At 42.3% G+C, this 17,794-nt stretch carries 16 protein-coding genes and 1 pseudogene; 12 read left to right on the top strand and 5 right to left on the bottom strand.

The window, feature by feature from the left end; all coding sequences use genetic code 11:
• Positions 1–23: 23 nt before the first annotated feature.
• Together ICL16_RS30905 and ICL16_RS30900 are read right to left on the bottom strand one after the other, a co-directional pair.
• Entirely contained in the window at positions 24–824 is an 801-nt protein-coding gene (locus ICL16_RS30905) for a nucleotidyltransferase family protein (RefSeq protein ID WP_190835420.1), read from the bottom strand.
• Between the two features lie 137 nt (positions 825–961).
• The gene (locus ICL16_RS30900; RefSeq protein ID WP_190835419.1) at positions 962–1,276 is read right to left on the bottom strand and encodes a YkvA family protein; all 315 of its coding nucleotides are present in this window, start codon (positions 1,274–1,276) and stop codon (positions 962–964) included.
• Between the two features lie 197 nt (positions 1,277–1,473).
• On the opposite strand from ICL16_RS30900, the gene ICL16_RS30895 reads away from it, so the two are divergent.
• Positions 1,474–2,241 (top strand): MotA/TolQ/ExbB proton channel family protein, encoded by a 768-nt coding sequence (locus ICL16_RS30895; protein ID WP_190835418.1) that lies wholly within the window; start codon positions 1,474–1,476, stop codon positions 2,239–2,241.
• A 36-nt stretch (positions 2,242–2,277) separates the two neighbouring features.
• Positions 2,278–2,904 carry an ExbD/TolR family protein gene (locus ICL16_RS30890; protein WP_190835417.1) on the top strand — a complete coding sequence of 209 codons (627 nt, stop codon included), beginning with the start codon at positions 2,278–2,280 and terminating at the stop codon, positions 2,902–2,904.
• Positions 2,905–2,986: 82 nt separating this feature from the next.
• Here ICL16_RS30890 and psb29 read toward each other — a convergent pair whose 3' ends face one another.
• Complete coding sequence (psb29, locus tag ICL16_RS30885; RefSeq protein WP_190835416.1) at positions 2,987–3,691, bottom strand: photosystem II biogenesis protein Psp29; 705 nt, start codon at positions 3,689–3,691, stop codon at positions 2,987–2,989.
• 302 nt (positions 3,692–3,993) lie between these two features.
• Between psb29 and ICL16_RS30880 the strand changes: the two genes are divergently transcribed.
• Positions 3,994–4,599: a chromophore lyase CpcT/CpeT gene (locus ICL16_RS30880; protein ID WP_190835415.1), complete on the top strand. Its 606-nt coding sequence runs from the start codon at positions 3,994–3,996 to the stop codon at positions 4,597–4,599.
• Positions 4,600–4,677: 78 nt separating this feature from the next.
• Here the strand turns inward: ICL16_RS30880 and ICL16_RS30875 are convergent, their stop codons facing one another.
• Both ICL16_RS30875 and hemF read right to left on the bottom strand, forming a co-directional pair.
• Positions 4,678–5,049: an anti-sigma factor antagonist gene (locus ICL16_RS30875; protein ID WP_190835445.1), complete on the bottom strand. Its 372-nt coding sequence runs from the start codon at positions 5,047–5,049 to the stop codon at positions 4,678–4,680.
• 159 nt (positions 5,050–5,208) lie between these two features.
• Positions 5,209–6,246 carry an oxygen-dependent coproporphyrinogen oxidase gene (hemF, locus tag ICL16_RS30870; protein ID WP_190835414.1) on the bottom strand — a complete coding sequence of 346 codons (1,038 nt, stop codon included), beginning with the start codon at positions 6,244–6,246 and terminating at the stop codon, positions 5,209–5,211.
• Positions 6,247–6,601: 355 nt separating this feature from the next.
• Between hemF and ICL16_RS30865 the strand changes: the two are divergent.
• From ICL16_RS30865 to ICL16_RS30825, 9 genes and pseudogenes are all read left to right on the top strand, one after another.
• Positions 6,602–7,127, top strand: a pseudogene (locus tag ICL16_RS30865) (SRPBCC family protein).
• A 129-nt stretch (positions 7,128–7,256) separates the two neighbouring features.
• Positions 7,257–8,327 carry an Mrp/NBP35 family ATP-binding protein gene (locus tag ICL16_RS30860; RefSeq protein ID WP_190835412.1) on the top strand — a complete coding sequence of 357 codons (1,071 nt, stop codon included), beginning with the start codon at positions 7,257–7,259 and terminating at the stop codon, positions 8,325–8,327.
• An 82-nt stretch (positions 8,328–8,409) separates the two neighbouring features.
• The gene (rodA, locus tag ICL16_RS30855; protein WP_190835411.1) at positions 8,410–9,720 is read left to right on the top strand and encodes a rod shape-determining protein RodA; all 1,311 of its coding nucleotides are present in this window, start codon (positions 8,410–8,412) and stop codon (positions 9,718–9,720) included.
• Positions 9,721–9,830: 110 nt separating this feature from the next.
• Positions 9,831–10,028, top strand: a complete 198-nt coding sequence (locus ICL16_RS30850; protein ID WP_190835410.1) for an NAD(P)H dehydrogenase subunit NdhS — start codon at positions 9,831–9,833, stop codon at positions 10,026–10,028.
• Between the two features lie 88 nt (positions 10,029–10,116).
• Positions 10,117–10,770 carry an HAS-barrel domain-containing protein gene (locus tag ICL16_RS30845; RefSeq protein WP_190835444.1) on the top strand — a complete coding sequence of 218 codons (654 nt, stop codon included), beginning with the start codon at positions 10,117–10,119 and terminating at the stop codon, positions 10,768–10,770.
• A gap of 142 nt (positions 10,771–10,912) precedes the next feature.
• The gene (locus tag ICL16_RS30840) at positions 10,913–13,060 is read left to right on the top strand and encodes a cation:proton antiporter domain-containing protein (RefSeq protein WP_190835409.1); all 2,148 of its coding nucleotides are present in this window, start codon (positions 10,913–10,915) and stop codon (positions 13,058–13,060) included.
• Between the two features lie 272 nt (positions 13,061–13,332).
• Positions 13,333–14,259, top strand: coding sequence for a UDP-glucuronic acid decarboxylase family protein (locus tag ICL16_RS30835; protein WP_190835408.1), 927 nt, complete (start codon positions 13,333–13,335; stop codon positions 14,257–14,259).
• A gap of 67 nt (positions 14,260–14,326) precedes the next feature.
• On the top strand, positions 14,327–15,718 hold the full coding sequence (locus ICL16_RS30830) for a UDP-glucose dehydrogenase family protein (RefSeq protein ID WP_190835407.1): 1,392 nt from the start codon (positions 14,327–14,329) through the stop codon (positions 15,716–15,718).
• A gap of 121 nt (positions 15,719–15,839) precedes the next feature.
• Positions 15,840–17,768: an alpha-amylase family glycosyl hydrolase gene (locus ICL16_RS30825; protein ID WP_190835406.1), complete on the top strand. Its 1,929-nt coding sequence runs from the start codon at positions 15,840–15,842 to the stop codon at positions 17,766–17,768.
• Positions 17,769–17,794: the final 26 nt, after the last annotated feature.

The raw sequence follows: 17,794 nt of genomic DNA, 5'->3' as shown, positions 1-17,794 counted from the left end.
CAGTTCCTGAAAGTTAGAAATTTTTACAAATTTCCATTTGCCAAAGCAGTTAGCTGCTGCACTGCTCTGACTAAATCATCTGGTGTGCCAATATCTATATAAGTACCATTGGGAAAAGCTTCTGCTTCTACGTGCATACCCTTGTATATAGCGGCTTGGATTATATCACCTATAGGTAATTCTGGTAACTGTGATAAATCGCTATTAGCTCTGATTGTGAAAAGATATTCGTGCAAAAACTGAGTAAAAGCAGGTGTCCACACTGCAATGCCCCACATGTAACGTAAATTTGATTGTAGCGGTTTTTCAATGATTAGGTGTACTTTGCCGCTTTCGTCGAACTCTACCATTCCTGCTTTGTGCGGTTGATTTGTGGGAAATAATCCCAAGACAACATCGGCATTGCTTACCTTTTGACGTGCCAGCAGTCGTACAAAAGCATCTTGAGGCTCAAATAAAATATCCGGAAAACCCAAAGCGACGATCGCATCAGTAACAAAAGGATAAGCCTGATCTAAAGTAAAAGGTACACCATAAGGCAAACCCATAATTAAATAGCCCAAGTTCAGAGACAGCATTGTGCCATCACCAAAGTATGCAGGAATATCCCACTTTCCTGACCGTAGTATAAAATATGCCGTTTTAATGCCAGCTAGTCGCATTTTTTCCAGCAAATAGTGACAAACTACCTTGGGACGCCAGTTAGATTTTTGACCAACTTCTTGAAAACCTATAGGATATAATTCTTTACTAAGTGGTAAGGGGGATATCCTGGTTGCTTGTCCACCAGCGGGAATTAGTCCTATAATGGGGCGATCGCTCATAGGATTTTGGATTGTAGATGTAACTTTTATGACTTTTACATCCAAAAAGCAAAAGAAACCGGATGTTTTGCTTTTTACATTTACAAACCCAGTTTCTTTTTTAATTATGAATTAGCTTTTTCGAGAAGTAGCTAATATTACTTAACAGAAACGGCATCAACATCAATGGTACTGGCATTGGCAGTGGGAGTTTCAGTGGTATTATTAGTTTGAGCATCCACTTGACCCTTACGCGCTTTGAAGCTTTCAATTAGTAGCCCAGAAACTTCAGAAACTAGCAAAGTTACAAGGAACACATCATCGATCTCTCCCACCAAGGGTAGAAAGTCAGGGACAATATCAATGGGGCTAATGAAATAAACCAAGGTTCCTAAAATAACCCACCAGCGATATTTAGGGTTACGAAGCAAATCGCGATACCAAGCATAAACAGATTGGATAGAAAATTTCATGACTTTTACCTCTAGTTACCTTTAATTTTGGCAAATAATGTCCTACACTTCCTGTGGGAATAACCGTCCTAATTTGTCTGGTAGATGCGAACGAGTAAGTTATTGTCACTCAATCTATAAAAATTCCAATAGTTTTCAGTATTATAAAAATGCTTTGAGAAAGTTAAACTTCTTGCATATGGAGGAAATGAAAAACAGTGGATGTTATACGTGCTTTCATTGAAAAGGTGGGACCAGTAGTCTGGCCGATGCTTTTCTTTTCTGTTTTGTGTTTAAGTGTAATATTGGAACGTCTGTGGTTCTGGTTGCGAATTTTGAGCCAAGAAAGGCAAACAGTTGATCGCGTCTTAGATGCAGCACGTGATAATTGGGGAACAGCTACAGAAATTGCTAGAAGGGCAATCGATCAACCAATCGGCAGGTTTCTATTTGCCCCATTAAGTTTACCAAAAAGTACCCCAGAACTATTTCGCCTCGCACTAGAGTCAAGCGCAGAAACAGAATTGGCGCAGATGCGTCGGGGTGAAAAAGTTTTGGAACTGGTGATTGCTGTTGCCCCTCTGCTCGGGTTGTTTGGAACTGTATGGGGCTTAATTAAGTCTTTGGAAGCAATTAAAATTGGCGATTTAGGCACCGCATCAACGGCTGGGGTGACTACTGGTATTGGAGAATCTCTGTATAGTACGGCTCTAGGGCTAGCGATCGCCATCTTTAGTCTTGTATTTTACCGACTATTTCAAGGTCTTTTAGTCAATCAAGTCAAAATATTTCGTAAAGCCGGCAATGATTTAGAGATACTTTACTTACAGTCACTACCTGATTTAAGTATTGGGAATGCGATTTCTCCGCCAATAGTACAAGAATCCTCAAGAGAAAATTTTACAGGGCGCAAAAAAGGTAGAAAGTTTTCTCCAACGCCTGAACCCCCAGCCGAATCTGATTTATCAGAACCGAAAGATAATTAATAATCAAGCATCTGTCTTAAGTGAGAGAGTGAAATAATGAAAGTTAATCTGCATAATCCAATTGAAGAAGCACAAGTTCAACTCATTCCCTTAATTGATGTCATTTTTTGTATATTGACGTTTTTTATACTGGCATCATTACAATTTACTCGACAACAAGCGATTAATGTTGATTTACCCAAAGCCAGTTCAGCTACAGCTTCTAGTGTAGTCACCTCTCCAAGTGGAAAAGACATACTACCTGTAACTATAGATGCAGTTAATCAATTATACGTAGAAAAACAGCCAGTAGAACGAGAACAGTTAACGGCGATTTTAAAAAGGTATCTTCAACAAAATCCCAAAGGTACTGTAGTTCTGAATGCTTCTAAGTCAGCAACTTACAGCAGTGTCATTGAAATGCTGGAATTACTGCGACAAGTGGGAGGCGATCGCGTATCTTTAGGGATTATACCAGGTTCATCGTCTACTCCCAACACACCTTCATACACTTCTCCCAGTTTCCCCGTTAATCCTAACGTACCAGGAGCAGTACCACCATACACTCCTGTGCTGCCCCAAATACCCAATGTACCCTTACCGCCTCCTTCCAGTCAAATTACTCCGGTAAATCCAGCCCCTGTCTTGCCGCAAGTACCAGCAACTCCTGCACCGAAAAGATGAGTAGGGCAGTAGGGGGGTAGGGGAGTAGGGGAGAATTAGAGTTTATTTTCTCCCTCTCTCATAAACTCCCCCACTCTTTTGATCACGCTTCCTTAGGAGGAGAAATGGTACTTGACTGTTGAGTACGCTGTTCTCGTTTTTTGCGATCGGCGGTAAGCATATCTGCCATTACTACCAGTGCTTGCGCCATTTTATCTAAATTAGAGCGGTATAGCTCCAAATCTTTATTCAGCTTGTCGTCTGATATTTTTAAACCAGTTGCAATGGTTTTCAATGCTTCTGTACGTCGCTTTTCGTCTTTAACTAATTCTGGATCTGAAAATTCCAATAAAGAAAATACACCAATTGCAAATAAGCGATTGTACTTGAAATTGGGATTGTTAGCGATCGCTTCGAGTGTGAGTTGCAAATTTCCGTCTATTTCTGGATGAGGTGCTTTCTGACTTAACCAGCTAATTAGTTCTGGTGTTGGTAAGCTTTGCGCTACCGCTTGCAACATGAGGGCATCTTGTTGATAGAGTTGTGGATCTTGTTGTGTTGCCTGTAGCAGGGCATTAAAAATGGACTCGTGATCCCTTTCTGGCTGATAACCTTGCATGAAGCGGTTAAAAGCGGTGACTACACCCAAGGCATAGATAGGATCGTACCTGAAATCGGCATTTACTGATAATAGGTGTATTTCCACCATCAATTCTTCCACTACTCGACGATAAATCGTATTGATTGGACGAGTGTGAAGGCTGTAAAAAGTTCTTTTTGTATCAGATACGGTACGGACGTTATTCACAAATAAAAATTCTGAGGGCGACGTTTGTTTATTTTCTTGATTTTATGCCACTTTGCCAATTTACGGTATCCGCTCTCAGCAGAAAATGTCAATGGCTTGATAGCTTGATTAAAGCAGCACAATTATATCAGAATATAGCCCTACTATAGCGATCCTAAATAAATTGTAAACACAAGTCCTTCTTTTCTTCTCCTGTCGGAGACGCTGCGCGATCGGGTCGCGTCCCGAAGGGAAGGCTTACTTGGCGTCTTGGCGGTTAAATGATTTATTGGGAATAACACCATTTAGTATACCCGAAGTTTATGCAGTTATCTTCCCAGTTACGTACCCTTGCTAAGTATATGGTAGGGGAATTTAATAACCGAGAACAAGCTTTAAGTGAGCCTGCTTGGTATGTTCACCTACAGATGTGGCAAAGACTTATTCCTATTTTCCCAGAAGATAGCTTAACAATATTTGCCGAACAAGCCAATATTATCAACCTAGATAAACCTTACCGCCAAAGAATCATGCGGCTTGTGGAAGGACACAGCCCTGATAATGCACCTCTACAAGTACAGTACTATATGTTTAAAGATCCAACGCCATTCATTGGTGCTGGACGTAATCCCACTTTACTTCAAGATTTGACTCCGGAGCAATTAGAATTACTACCGAGCTGCATCCTCAATGTCACAGGGCAAACATTAGCCGACAATCGTTACAAGTTTACTGCCATCCCTCCTGTGGAAACCTGTTGCCGCTTTACTTATCTTGGACAAACTATACAGGTTTCTTTAGGGTTTGAAGCCACTGAGCATGAATTTCTCAGTTACGACAAAGGGATTGATCCTAATACGGGAAAAGCTTTATGGGGAGCGATGTTGGGACCTTTTCGCTACACTAAGCAAAGCGGTACTGAATTCTGAATTCGGGTGGAGACGTTCCGCCAGAACGTCTCTACAAATACAGACGTTCCGGCAGAACATCTACAAAAATTCCATTCGTTAACTAGCAGCAATACTTCGAGGTACACCTTCTAAAGCTTCTTCCTCAGTTTCAAAGATTTCAAATACTGTGTCCATCATAGTAACTTCAAATACCAGCTTTGCTTCTGGATGTACGTTACAGATCCGGAAACTACCTTTGACTTTATCAGCATCGCGCATTCCGGCGACTAGTGATGTAAGACCAGAACTATCAATAAAATTTACCTGACCCAGATTTACTACCACATGACGACTGAGTTTGGAAATACATTCCTGTAACTTCAGACGAAACTGCCAAGCTGTGGTAATGTCTAAACGACCTACTGGTGTCAAAACGATTACTGTATTACCATCCTGCGTTGTATAAGTTTTTTGCTCGATATGAATCACACTCATTTCCCCTTAGCATTCTTAAAATCAATGAATATAACAGACAGAAGCTGTAGTTTGAGATTAACAAACCACAGCTCATAATGTCACTTTTATTGCTGTGTGGTTGCTTGTAGTAGTTTAACTCACACAATCGGGTACTAAGTGTAGCAGTAAGGACTACTGATGATTCCAGTTAATCCAATCTTGAGGCTTCAAGAAGGTTTCGTACAACTGTGCTTCAGGGGAATTTGGTTCTGGTTGGTAATTGTATTGCCAGCGTACCAAAGGCGGTAATGACATCAGGATTGATTCTGTGCGTCCATTGGTTTGTAAACCAAAAATGGTTCCTCTGTCGTAAACTAAGTTGAATTCTACATACCTTCCACGACGGTATAGTTGAAAATTGCGTTCTTTGTCGCCATATTCCATTTTGTGCCGTCGTTCTACTATTGGTACGTAAGCTGGTAAAAATGCGTTGCCGCAGTCTTGTACAAATGCAAACAAGTCTTCCCAACTACGTGGCGCAGGTGTGCCGATGGAGTTACTGTAAATAGCGGCTGCATTATCTGGATGAGGACCGCGATACAATTGACTCTGACCATCTTGGTAATCAAAAAATAAACCCCCCACACCCCGCGTTTCTCCCCGATGTTTCAGGTAGAAATATTCATCGCACCAACGCTTAAACACAGGGTAATACTCGGAATGGTGAGCGTCACAAGCTTGTTTTAAAGTTTTGTGAAAATGTATTGCATCTTCTGCAAAAGGGTAGTAAGGAGTCAAATCAGCTCCACCACCAAACCACCACACAGGACCTGCTTCAAAATAGCGATAATTGAGATGGACTGTTGGCACATAAGGACTACGAGGATGTAGTACCATTGAAGTACCTGTGGCATAAAATTTGTGTCCCTCAGCGTCTGGACGTTGAGTGAGAATGGAAGGTGGTAAATGGGTTCCCCAAACTTCCGAAAAGCCAACACCAGCTTGTTCAAAAATTGCGCCTTCACTCATGATACGCGATCGCCCTCCACCGCCTTCCGGACGTTCCCACGCATCTTCTTGAAAACTCCCTACACCGTCTAAAAGAGCCAAAGTTTGAGTAATTTGGTCTTGCAAATGTTGCATAAACTCGCGGACTCTGCTCTTGGCGTCCTCTGGTGGCAAAGATTGCGTTGATTCTGCTGGCAATAAAGTGGAGTGGGATGTCAACATAAACTTTTTTCTTTTTGGCTTCAGTAATTCTCTCTTAAACTGTGTACGTGCTTGTCTGTTGATTGAGTTTTCTCAACTTTTTTTAGCAAAAGTTACCATAAGTTGGAAAACATGAAGGATGACACACAGCTTTAGTACTTAAAATCATCATGGTATCATAATCGGTGACTGCATTACCCAGGAATCCCATCAGTGAAAATTCTGACGCCCATTCAACCTAGCTTCTGGTTGAGCGAAAACCGAAACAAACGACTCCAGGTAAACAGTCTCTCACCAAAAACCATAATTTAGGAGTTTTACACAGTTGTGGAATTTTGCCAGAGTTACCAAACATGTAGCGAGGAGGATTGGGAATATGCAAGAATGGTTGTCCAAACTCATCCACCGCAAAGGGCGTAAGTTTTGCGTTTCTCTGGTGCGGACTTATCGGGAGATTAGTTCAGCTTCTGGCGACGAACTATGGCTAAAGGTAGTTGACTTAGCAGATGTTTCCTGGCATCCACTCCTCAAAAGTACCAACGTTCCTTACGGATTAGTACCCAAACCTGGTTTAATTTTCCAGGCAGTGACACGGTTTTCGCCAATTCCCATTCGCATTTTTGTTGAACGTGTTAACCCCAAAGAGTTACTCTGTATTAGAGTGCTGGCAATTCCGGGTGTGGAAGAAAGGTTAACTTACCGCGTTGAGTCCACTGTATGTGGCACTTATCTATTTTATTCGGTCACACTACGCGGTTGGCTATCACCCTTAATTTGGTCTTTTTCCCGTCCATATGCTCATCGGGTGGCACGGGCTTTAGTCGAGGCTGTGGAAAAAACCGCATTACAGGCTGTCTCAGGTAAAAGAAAATCTAGTCACGGATGGTTGTTTTGATTTTTAGTCATTAGTCATTGGTCATTAGTCATTAATATTAGACAAATGACCAATGACAAATGACCAATGACAGTTAAGATCCAAATGGTGAAAATTTTATTTTCGTTAAAATTTATTACAATTTTGTAAAAATATTATGTACGAAGTAGTTGATACTCAGTCGGTTTTAGAAGTGTTGCGACCAGTGCAAGACCCGGAACTGCGTAAAAGTCTGGTAGAACTGAATATGATTCGCAACATCAAAATTGACGGAGGCAAGGTTAGCTTCACTTTAGTTTTAACAACACCAGCTTGTCCATTACGTGAATTTATTGTCGAGGATTGCCAAAAAGCTGTGAAAAAGTTACCAGGAGTCACAGAGGTATTGGTAGATGTGACAGCGGAGACACCTCAGCAAAAAGGTTTGCCTGATCGCACTGGGATTACAGGTGTGAGAAACATTATCGCTGTATCCAGTGGTAAAGGAGGTGTGGGTAAAAGTACGGTAGCGGTAAATGTAGCGGTGGCTTTAGCCCAAACAGGAGCAAAAGTAGGTTTACTGGATGCCGATATTTATGGTCCTAACGATCCCACAATGTTAGGATTAAGCGATGTGCAAATAACAACACGTCAAACAGAAAAAGGAGAAGTCCTGGAACCTGCTTTTAATCATGGCGTCAAATTAGTTTCAATGGGCTTCTTAATTGACCGCGATCAACCAGTAATTTGGCGCGGACCAATGTTAAATGGGATAATTCGTCAGTTCCTCTATCAAGTGCAATGGGGAGAACTGGATTATTTAATTGTGGATATGCCCCCAGGAACAGGGGATGCTCAGTTAACTTTGACACAAGCAGTACCAATTGCAGGGGCGGTAATTGTGACTACACCACAAACGGTGGCATTGTTAGATTCACGTAAAGGCTTGATGATGTTCCAGCAAATGAATATACCTATATTAGGTATAGTAGAGAACATGAGCTATTTTGTGCCACCAGACATGCCAGAAAAGCAGTATGACATTTTTGGTTCAGGAGGTGGAGAGAAAACAGCCGCCCAGTTGGGTGTGCCGTTGCTGGGGTGCGTGCCATTGGAGATTTCCACAAGAGTAGGTGGAGACAATGGTGTTCCAATTGTTGTAGCTGAACCAGAATCAAAGAGTGCAAGAGCTTTAGTGGCGATCGCTAAAGAAATTGCCGCAAAAGCATCAGTCGTCGCTTTGACATAGAAATTGCAATTTTGTCAGGTTAGTGCTAAAAGACATGGGAATACATATTTTTAGTAGCTTCTAAGTAAAAAAATTAAATGTAATGTTGTTAAAAAGGTCACCGCTACCCAAAATTCGCTTTTCATATTGGGTTAAACCCTGGCAGCAAGTAGACTGGTTATTATTTAGTTTGCCAGTAGCACTATCCGTCTTTGGCGGGATCATGATCCGCAGTACAGAGTTGAACCAGGGATTAGCTGACTGGTGGTGGCACTGGCTAATCGCTGGGATTGGATTTGCGATCGCACTAATTATTGCTCTGATCCGCTACGAAAACTTTATTCAGTGGCACTGGGTAACATATACACTCACCAACATCAGCTTGATCGGAGTCATGTTCGCGGGTACAAGCGCTAAGGGGGCGCAACGATGGATAGAAGTCGCTGGGTTCAGAATCCAACCCTCGGAATTTGCTAAGGTAGGGTTAATTATTACTTTGGCAGCTTTATTACATAAGCGCACTGCCTCCACTCTACCCAGCGTGTTCAGGGCTTTGGCAATTACAGCTGTGCCGTGGGGATTGGTATTTTTACAGCCAGATTTGGCAACATCACTAGTATTTGCGGCGATCGTGTTAGGAATGTTGTACTGGGCAAATGCCAACCCCGGCTGGTTGATACTGATGATTTCTCCGATTGTTGCCGCAATTTTGTTTAGTTCAACTTGGCCCTTCCCAATCAAATTATCAAATGATTTAGTTTTTGGACCTTTGGGATTACTGTGGTCAATAGCAATGGGTATAGTTGGTTGGCAAACTCTCCCTTGGCGAAGATTTGGGATGAGTGGCTTTGGTGCATGGGGTTTAAATATGCTGGGTGGCGAATTAGGAATCTTTCTTTGGAACCACGTTTTGAAGCCATATCAAAAAGCCCGACTCACCTCATTTCTCGATCCCAACCGCGATATTCTGGGCGCTGGGTATCACCAACATCAATCTCGGATTGCTATCGGTGCTGGGGAATGGATTGGATGGGGTTTAAATAAAGGTCCCATGACTCAACTAAATTTTGTTCCCGAACAACATACAGATTTCATCTTTTCTGCTGTGGGAGAAGAATTCGGTTTTATTGGCTGTTTGGTAGTACTGTTTGTCTTCTGCGTAATTTGTCTGCGCTTATTACACATTGCTCAAACTGCCAAAGATAACTTTGGTTCGTTGTTGGCAGTTGGCGTTTTGTCCATGATCGTGTTTCAAATGATTGTTAACATAGGAATGACCGTTGGTTTAGCACCAGTGGCAGGGATTCCCTTACCGTGGATGAGTTACGGTCGTTCTGCCATGTTGACAAATTTCTTTGCCTTGGGACTGGTAGAATCAGTGGCAAACTATCGTCAAAGAAGACAGAAGTATTAGTACAGACGCGATGTTCCTCGCGTCTGTACATTTGTCAATTGTCTAAATCAATGACCAATGACCATTGACAAAGATTAAGCTAGTAATAGGAAACCTATAACTCAAAAACCATGATTCTACCTGGAGCAACTGTTCGCGTCAAGAATCCGGCAGATACCTACTATCGCACTGAAGGACTCGTGCAACGGGTAAGTGATGGCAAGGTAGCTGTACTTTTTGAAGGTGGCAACTGGGATAAATTAATTACCTTTCGCCTATCAGAGTTGGAACTTGTAGAAACCACAGCAAAAGGAAAAAAAGGTAAATAAATTGAGTTATTTGTCCTAAGTAATTAGTCCTAAGTCATTTGGTAAGGACTAATGACTTAGGACTAATTACTAATGACTAATGACTACTATGCGCCTTCCCTTACCACAGTTTGACAATCGCGATCGCCATCCCAATCACATCGCTGAGGTGATTGAAACTTCGAGTTGTGAATTTTTAGCTCAGTGTTTAGAACCAGAGGATTTAAGCTTTCCGCCTATGCCCCCCTTTGGCAGTTGGGTTTGTTCACAAGATGAAGAGTCGGGCAATCAAATTTATGCTGTGGTATACTATGCAACGACAATGCCGATAGATTCAGTACACCGGGCAGTAGCTTTGGGGTTGTCTTTACAAGATTTGCGCGAGGAACAACCCCAGATATTCGCTATGCTCAAAACTGAATTTCGGGCGGCGATCGTTGGGTTTGCTCCTTCAGAAGATGCTAATTCGGCGCGGGGTTTATATCAATATATACCTCCACGTCCACCGCAAATTCACCAAGCCGTTTACCGTTGCGAACCGGAAGCAATCATCAAGTTCACTGAAGAGCTAGATTTTTTAAGAACATTGCTATCTATTAGTGGCGCACCTGTTGATGCTTTGGTAGCAGCAGCCATTCGGTTCGTGTACCAGTTACGCAAAGCTGATAGAGAATGGCTAATTAAAGCCGGACGCACTCTCAGTATTTTGCTCAAAGATGACTACGATCGCCTACGATTTATTTTAAGTCAAATCCACCCATAGGTAGTTATGCCTTTAATGCTGCTTCAGGTAATCTAGTTAAGATTTTTTTTTCATCAGGGTGGTTAATTCCAGTTGCATTGATTAAGAGCGATTATCGTAACGGTAATTGCAGCTTCACCACGCGCTTAAACAATTCCTACCTATGGAACTGATATCACAACTTCTTGCTCTGGAACCAGCTACCCAAGTCCTTGGCAAGGAACCAATTGTACCTTTCGCTATTTTACTGGTAGTTATCTTAATCGTACCCATCCTGTTTGAGCGGCTCAAGCTACCAGGTTTAGTAGGTTTACTCGCGGCAGGGGTAGTGCTAGGTCCCTACGGCTGGAATATACTAAACACAAACTCGCCAATGATGAACTTGCTATCAGACATTGGCTTAATTTATTTAATGTTTGTCGCCGGGTTAGAAGTTGACATTGAACAATTTCGTTCCTACAGAAACCGCTCTTTGGGGTTTGGCATATTTACCTTCAGTGTCCCCCTATTAGTAGGAACTTTTGTTGGGCGAATTTTTGGCTTTGATTGGAATGCTTCGATCTTGATTGGTTCTTTGTTCGCTTCTCATACCCTCTTAGCATATCCGATGATCAGTCGCATGGGTGTGGTAAATAATGAAGCAGTGATTGTCACAATCGGGGCGACTATTTTTACTGACGTTGGCGCACTACTAGTGTTAGCTGTATGTGTAGCTATTCATACTGGGGAATTCAGCTTATGGCAGTTAATTACTTTATTGAATTCTTTAATTATCTACTCACTGGTAGTTTTATTAGGTTTTGATTGGGCAGGTAAAGAATTTTTCCGTAGATCGGGAGATGATGAAGGTAACCAATTTTTGTTTGTCCTCATTTCCGTATTTCTGGCATCTGTAGGCGCTCAGTTAATTGGCATCGAAAAAATTGTCGGAGCTTTTTTGGCGGGTTTAGCAGTCAACGAAGCTGTTGGTAATGGACCAGTCAAAGAAAAGGTAGTATTTGTTGGTAATGTACTATTTATTCCCATTTTCTTTGTTGACTTGGGCTTACTGATAGATGTACCTGCTTTTGTCAAAAGTGCTGGCACAATCAAATTAACTTTATTTATTGTCGTCGGTTTGATTGTGAGCAAATTTCTAGCTGCACTACTGGCAAAATTGATCTACCGCTACAACTGGCAAGAAACGCTAACAATGTGGTCGCTGTCAATGCCGCAAGTAGGTGCAACGTTAGCGGCAACGTTAGTGGGATACCGGGCTGGGTTACTAACAATAGACGTTTTAAACGGTGTTATAGTCTTAATGCTTGTAACATCAACATTAGGACCGCTAGTTACTAGCAAAGTAGCTGTAGGTTTGACCAATAGACAAGCAAGTACGGAACGCTTTAATTACCCACCTGAGCGCAACTCGCAAAAAACAGACAGTCCTTTCACTATAGTTGTACCTGTATACAATCCCCAGACGCAACAGTATTTGATTGAAATGGCGTCTTTATTGGCACGTCAATCTCAAGGTAGGATTGTGCCACTGGCGATCGCAACTGCTTTTGCCCATATGGATGCGCCCCAGTTGGAAGCTTCTGTACAACGCAGTGAACGTTTACTCGCAAAAGCTTTGGCATTTAGTCGAGTTTTGGAAGTAGAGGCAGAACCTTTACTGAGAATTGATGATGCTTTTGCTCAAGGTATTAGTAGAGCATCTCGAGAACAAAATGCTAATTTAATTGTCATGGGTTGGGGTAAACGTACTGGGTTGAAAGCACGTTTGTTTGGCAACGTGATTGATAACGTTCTGTGGGCATCTCATTGCCCAGTTGCCGTGACACGACTAGTAGAATCACCGAAAAAAATTCAGCGTATCTTGGTGCCTGTGGAGAATTTAACTACACCAACTTTAGAACCTGTAAAATTTGCGCAAATTCTAGCAGAAGCGAATCAAGCACAAGTTACCCTTTTGAATGTGTGTGAACGTCGCACTAGTTCCAGTAAGATTGCGTGGCGGCGATCGCAACTTTCTTTAATCATCTCTAAACTGGCTTTACCAAACCCACCAGAAATTCAAATTCTTGCCCATGAAAATGTCGCTCAAGCGATTTTGCAAGCTGCGCGATTATACGACTTGGTAGTATTGCCGTTTATACGGAGTAGAACTAGCCCAGGCGGATTAGCTATCAGTGATGTCACTACTCAGTTAGCTAGACAACTCACCTGCTCTATTGTTATGCTTGGAGAACCCCAACAAAAACAAACCTCGATTCTCCCAGAAGGTGTTACTAGTGCTACAGCCACTATGTCAGAGGGAATTATTTAATTGTTATCAATTATGCGAAAAACTTCATAATCTTAAAGATTTTGTAAATTTTTGGCAGATAGCTAACAATTACCTAGTGATGTTTGTTAATTTGCTAATTGAATTGTAAAGAAATGCAAAAAACAAACAAAACAAAAACGCTTTAAAAAATGATTTACATTGTCAGATGACAACTACTCAAAATATCTAGCTCGGCAATATTTTAATTGCCAAACTGGGTATTCTAAAAACAAGTGTAAAAGCTGTAAATATCCGTAAGTATCTGGGACACTATGAGAATATTGGTAACGGGCGGCGCTGGATTCATTGGTTCTCATTTAATTGACCGATTGATAGCAGACAAACATGAAGTTATTTGCTTAGATAACTTCTACACAGGACATAAACGCAACATCCTGAAGTGGATGGAAAATCCTTACTTTGAATTCATTCGCCATGACATTACCGAACCAATTCGGTTAGAAGTAGATCAAATATACCACTTGGCATGTCCTGCTTCACCGGTACATTACCAGTACAACCCAGTCAAAACTGTGAAAACTAGCGTGATGGGAACGCTAAACATGTTGGGTTTGGCTAAGCGCGTCAAAGCACGGGTACTGCTAGCTTCTACAAGTGAAGTGTACGGCGATCCAGAAGTTCATCCTCAAAGCGAAGAATACTGGGGCAACGTTAATCCCATTGGCTTAAGATCCTGCTACGACGAAGGTAAACGGATTGCAGAAACACTGGCGTTTGATTATTATAGACAAAATAAAGTCGATATTCGGGTAGCTCGAATTTTTAATACCTATGGACCTCGGATGTTAGAAAACGATGGTCGGGTAGTAAGTAATTTTGTCGTTCAAGCACTCCAAGGCATTCCTTTAACGGTATATGGTGATGGTTCCCAAACACGTAGTTTTTGCTACGTGTCTGACTTAGTAGAAGGACTGATGCGACTCATGAATGGCGAATTCATCGGTCCAGTAAATTTGGGAAACCCCGATGAGTACACAATTTTAGAATTGGCGCAAGCTGTACAAAATTTAGTCAATCCCGATGCGCAAATAAAGTTTGAACCACTACCATCAGACGATCCTCGTCGCCGTCGCCCTGATATCACTAGGGCAAAAACTTGGTTAAATTGGGAACCTACCGTTCCGTTGCAACAAGGGTTAAAACTGACAGTAGATGATTTTCGTCAACGGATTCTGTAGAGACGTTCCGCCGGAACGTCTCTACAACCAATGAAAAATTAATCCCAAAAAAAACGAGGAAAATTAAATGCGTGTTTGCGTAATTGGTACTGGTTATGTTGGTTTGGTGACAGGCGCTTGCTTAGCTCACATTGGACATGATGTAATTTGTGTAGATAACAACGAAGAAAAAGTCAAAATCATGAAGGCTGGGCAATCGCCGATTTTTGAGCCTGGACTTTCAGATATTATGCAAGCTGCCATAGCTACAGGAAAAATCCAATTCACTACAGATATTGGCGCGGGAGTGGCTCATGGCGATATATTATTCATCGCTGTAGGAACACCGCCTTTGCCCACAGGTGAAAGCGACACTCGTTATGTTGAAGCTGTAGCTCGGAGTATTGGTGCTCATTTAGATGGTGGGTATAAGGTAATTGTGAATAAATCCACAGTGCCAATCGGTTCGGGCGACTGGGTACGAATGATTGTTCTTGATGGTATTGCCGAACGGCAAAAAACTTTAGTCCCCGCAGGTGGAGTACCAAGTGATAACACCGTACCTGAGATTGCCGCCAAGTTTGATGTAGTCAGTAATCCAGAGTTTTTGCGGGAAGGTTCGGCAGTGTATGATACCTTTAATCCTGATCGCATAGTTTTGGGAGGCAATAGCCCCAGAGCGATCGCGATGATGCAAGAATTGTATGCTCCCATCGTCGAACGTAAATTTGCGGAAAACCCAAATTTACCCCCAGTACCAATTTTAGCAACCGACTTAAGCTCGGCGGAAATGATTAAATACGCCGCAAATGCCTTCTTGGCGACAAAGATTAGCTTTATTAACGAAGTCGCTAACATTTGCGATCGCGTTGGTGCTGACGTTACTCAAGTTGCCAAAGGCATCGGTTTAGACTCCCGCATTGGTAACAAATTCTTAAACGCTGGTATCGGCTGGGGTGGTTCCTGCTTCCCCAAAGACGTAGCTGCGCTGATTCACACCGCTGATGACTACGGTTACGAAGCCCAATTGCTAAAATCCGCTGTGAGCGTCAACGAACGCCAACGCCTGATTGCGATGGAAAAACTCCAGCAAGTCCTCAAAATCCTGAAAGGTAAAACAGTCGGATTGCTAGGTTTAACCTTCAAACCAGATACCGATGATATGCGCGACGCCCCATCACTGAACTTAATTGAACAGTTGAACAGATTGGGCGCTAAAGTCAAGGCATACGATCCCATCGTTTCCCAAACAGGAATGCGTCATGGTCTTTCTGGTGTACTAGTAGAAACCGATGCCGAACGACTTGCTGACGGCTGCGATGCATTAGTACTTGTCACAGAATGGCAACAATTCAGCCACTTAGATTATACCAAAATGGCTCAGTTGATGAACCACCCCGTCATGATCGATGGTCGTAACTTCCTCGATCCGGAAATGATGGTAAGAGCCGGCTTCCAATACGTAGGCGTAGGAAGATAAAACCCCCCCAACCCCCCCCTTATAAGGGGGGGCAAGAGGGGGTTCCAAAAGAAATACAAAAAATTTGCAACTTTTCTAAAGTTTGAGAAAATGGGGAAACATATCAGTAGTAGAGCATCGTATGGTATCCACTCCTCCCTCTCAAGCTTCAGAATCACAATATGAAGTAACCGATCCACAAATAAAAGTAGAAGCTCTGGTAGAAGAAGCCCAACCGGGAAGTGATATTGACTTAGAGTTTCTCTACACTAGAGATATTGAATTTCGCCAAGAAACAATTTACTTTATTGTTGTAGATCGCTTTTATGATGGCGATCCTGACAACAGTGCCGGACCAAACCCAGAACTGTACGATCCAGAACAACAAGATTGGGGTAAATATTGGGGTGGTGACATCCAAGGAATTATTGACAAACTGGATTACTTAAAAAACATGGGGATAACAGCCCTGTGGCTTACACCCTTATTTGAGCAAGTTGAAGCATTATTTGTTGAACAAGCTGCGATTCACGGCTACTGGACTAAAGATTTTAAGCGCATTAACCCTCGTTTTATTAGCAAGGACGAAGAACCTTCTCTGAACAAAACTCAAACTACCAGAGATACAGTTTTTGACAGATTGATTGATGAGCTACACAAACGCAACATGAAAATGGTGCTGGACATTGTGTGTAACCACAGCAATCCTGATTTTAGCGGCAAGAAGGGCGAACTCTACGACGATGGAGTGAAAATTGCTGATTTCAATGACGATCCCCATAACTGGTATCACCACTATGGTGAAGTAACAGATTGGGAAAACGAGTGGCAAGTACAAAACTGTGAATTGTCTGGATTGGCAACCTTTAATGAAAATAATCCAGACTACCGCAACTATATTAAATCAGCGATTAAACAATGGTTAGACCGAGGCGTTGATGCTTTGCGGGTTGATACAGTTAAGCATATGCCTATCTGGTTTTGGCAGGAGTTTAATGCTGATATTCTCACCCACAAACCAGATGTGTTTATTTTTGGTGAGTGGATTTATAGTGATCCGAGAAACGATCGCTCAGTTGAGTTTGCCAATGAGTCTGGGATGACGATTTTAGATTTTGGACTTTGTGTGGCGATTAGAGCGGCTTTGGCTAAAGGGGCTGAAGGGGGATTTCACCTCATGCAAGATGTGCTTAACTTAGATCATCACTACTACGGGGCAACGGAGTTGATTACATTTATTGATAATCATGATATGCCCCGATTTCAAAGTTTGAATCCAGATCCAGAAATGCTGCGAGTAGCGATCGCTTTCATTATGACTTGTCGCGGCATTCCTTGCATCTACTACGGCACAGAACAGTACCTCCACAACGATACTAACGGGGGTGACGATCCTTATAATCGCCCAATGATGGAGAAATGGGACACAGACGCGCAGATTTATCGAGATATCCGCTTACTATCTGGTTTGCGACGACTCAATCCAGCCGTATCGATGGGCAGTCATTGGCAAAAGTATCTCACGCCCGATATTTACTGTTATGTGCGCCGTTACCGTGATTCAGTTTTGTTTGTAGCGATGAATCGTGGGGAAACTGTAACTCTAGAAACTGTAGCCACAGATTTACCCGATGGAGAACATACCGATGTTTTATCACGGCGCAAGTTTGAAGTTAAAGATGGTAATCTGTATAACTTAGAACTAGGAACGCGAGATGTAATTGTCCTTAGTCACGTTGGGGAGCGCGTTAAGGCACAAACAATTGTACGGGCGCAACTTAATAATGTCCAAACTCAGCCTGGTGAGATTGTTGCGGTAATAGGAGATTGTCCAGAGTTAGGTAACTGGGATATTTCTAAAGCTTACCGACTGGAATACATTAACACTAACACCTGGTTTGGGGAGATTCCCTTTAATGAAAGTGCTGGTAAATTGATTGCTTACAAATACGTGCTACTGCGTGAAGGAACTTCACCGTTAAGAGAAAATCTCGTCTGTCGTCGCTGGGTAATTGCCAGTGAAGGAACAGTCAAATGGCGAGATAAATGGGCATCTGGGCGTGAGTCTTAAATTCAGAATTGTTAATGGCTAATAGC

It is taken from the genome of Iningainema tapete BLCC-T55, from assembly GCF_014698965.1.
Classification (GTDB): Bacteria; Cyanobacteriota; Cyanobacteriia; order Cyanobacteriales; family Nostocaceae; genus Iningainema; species Iningainema tapete.
This window is presented reverse-complemented; position numbering and strand designations above follow the sequence as displayed.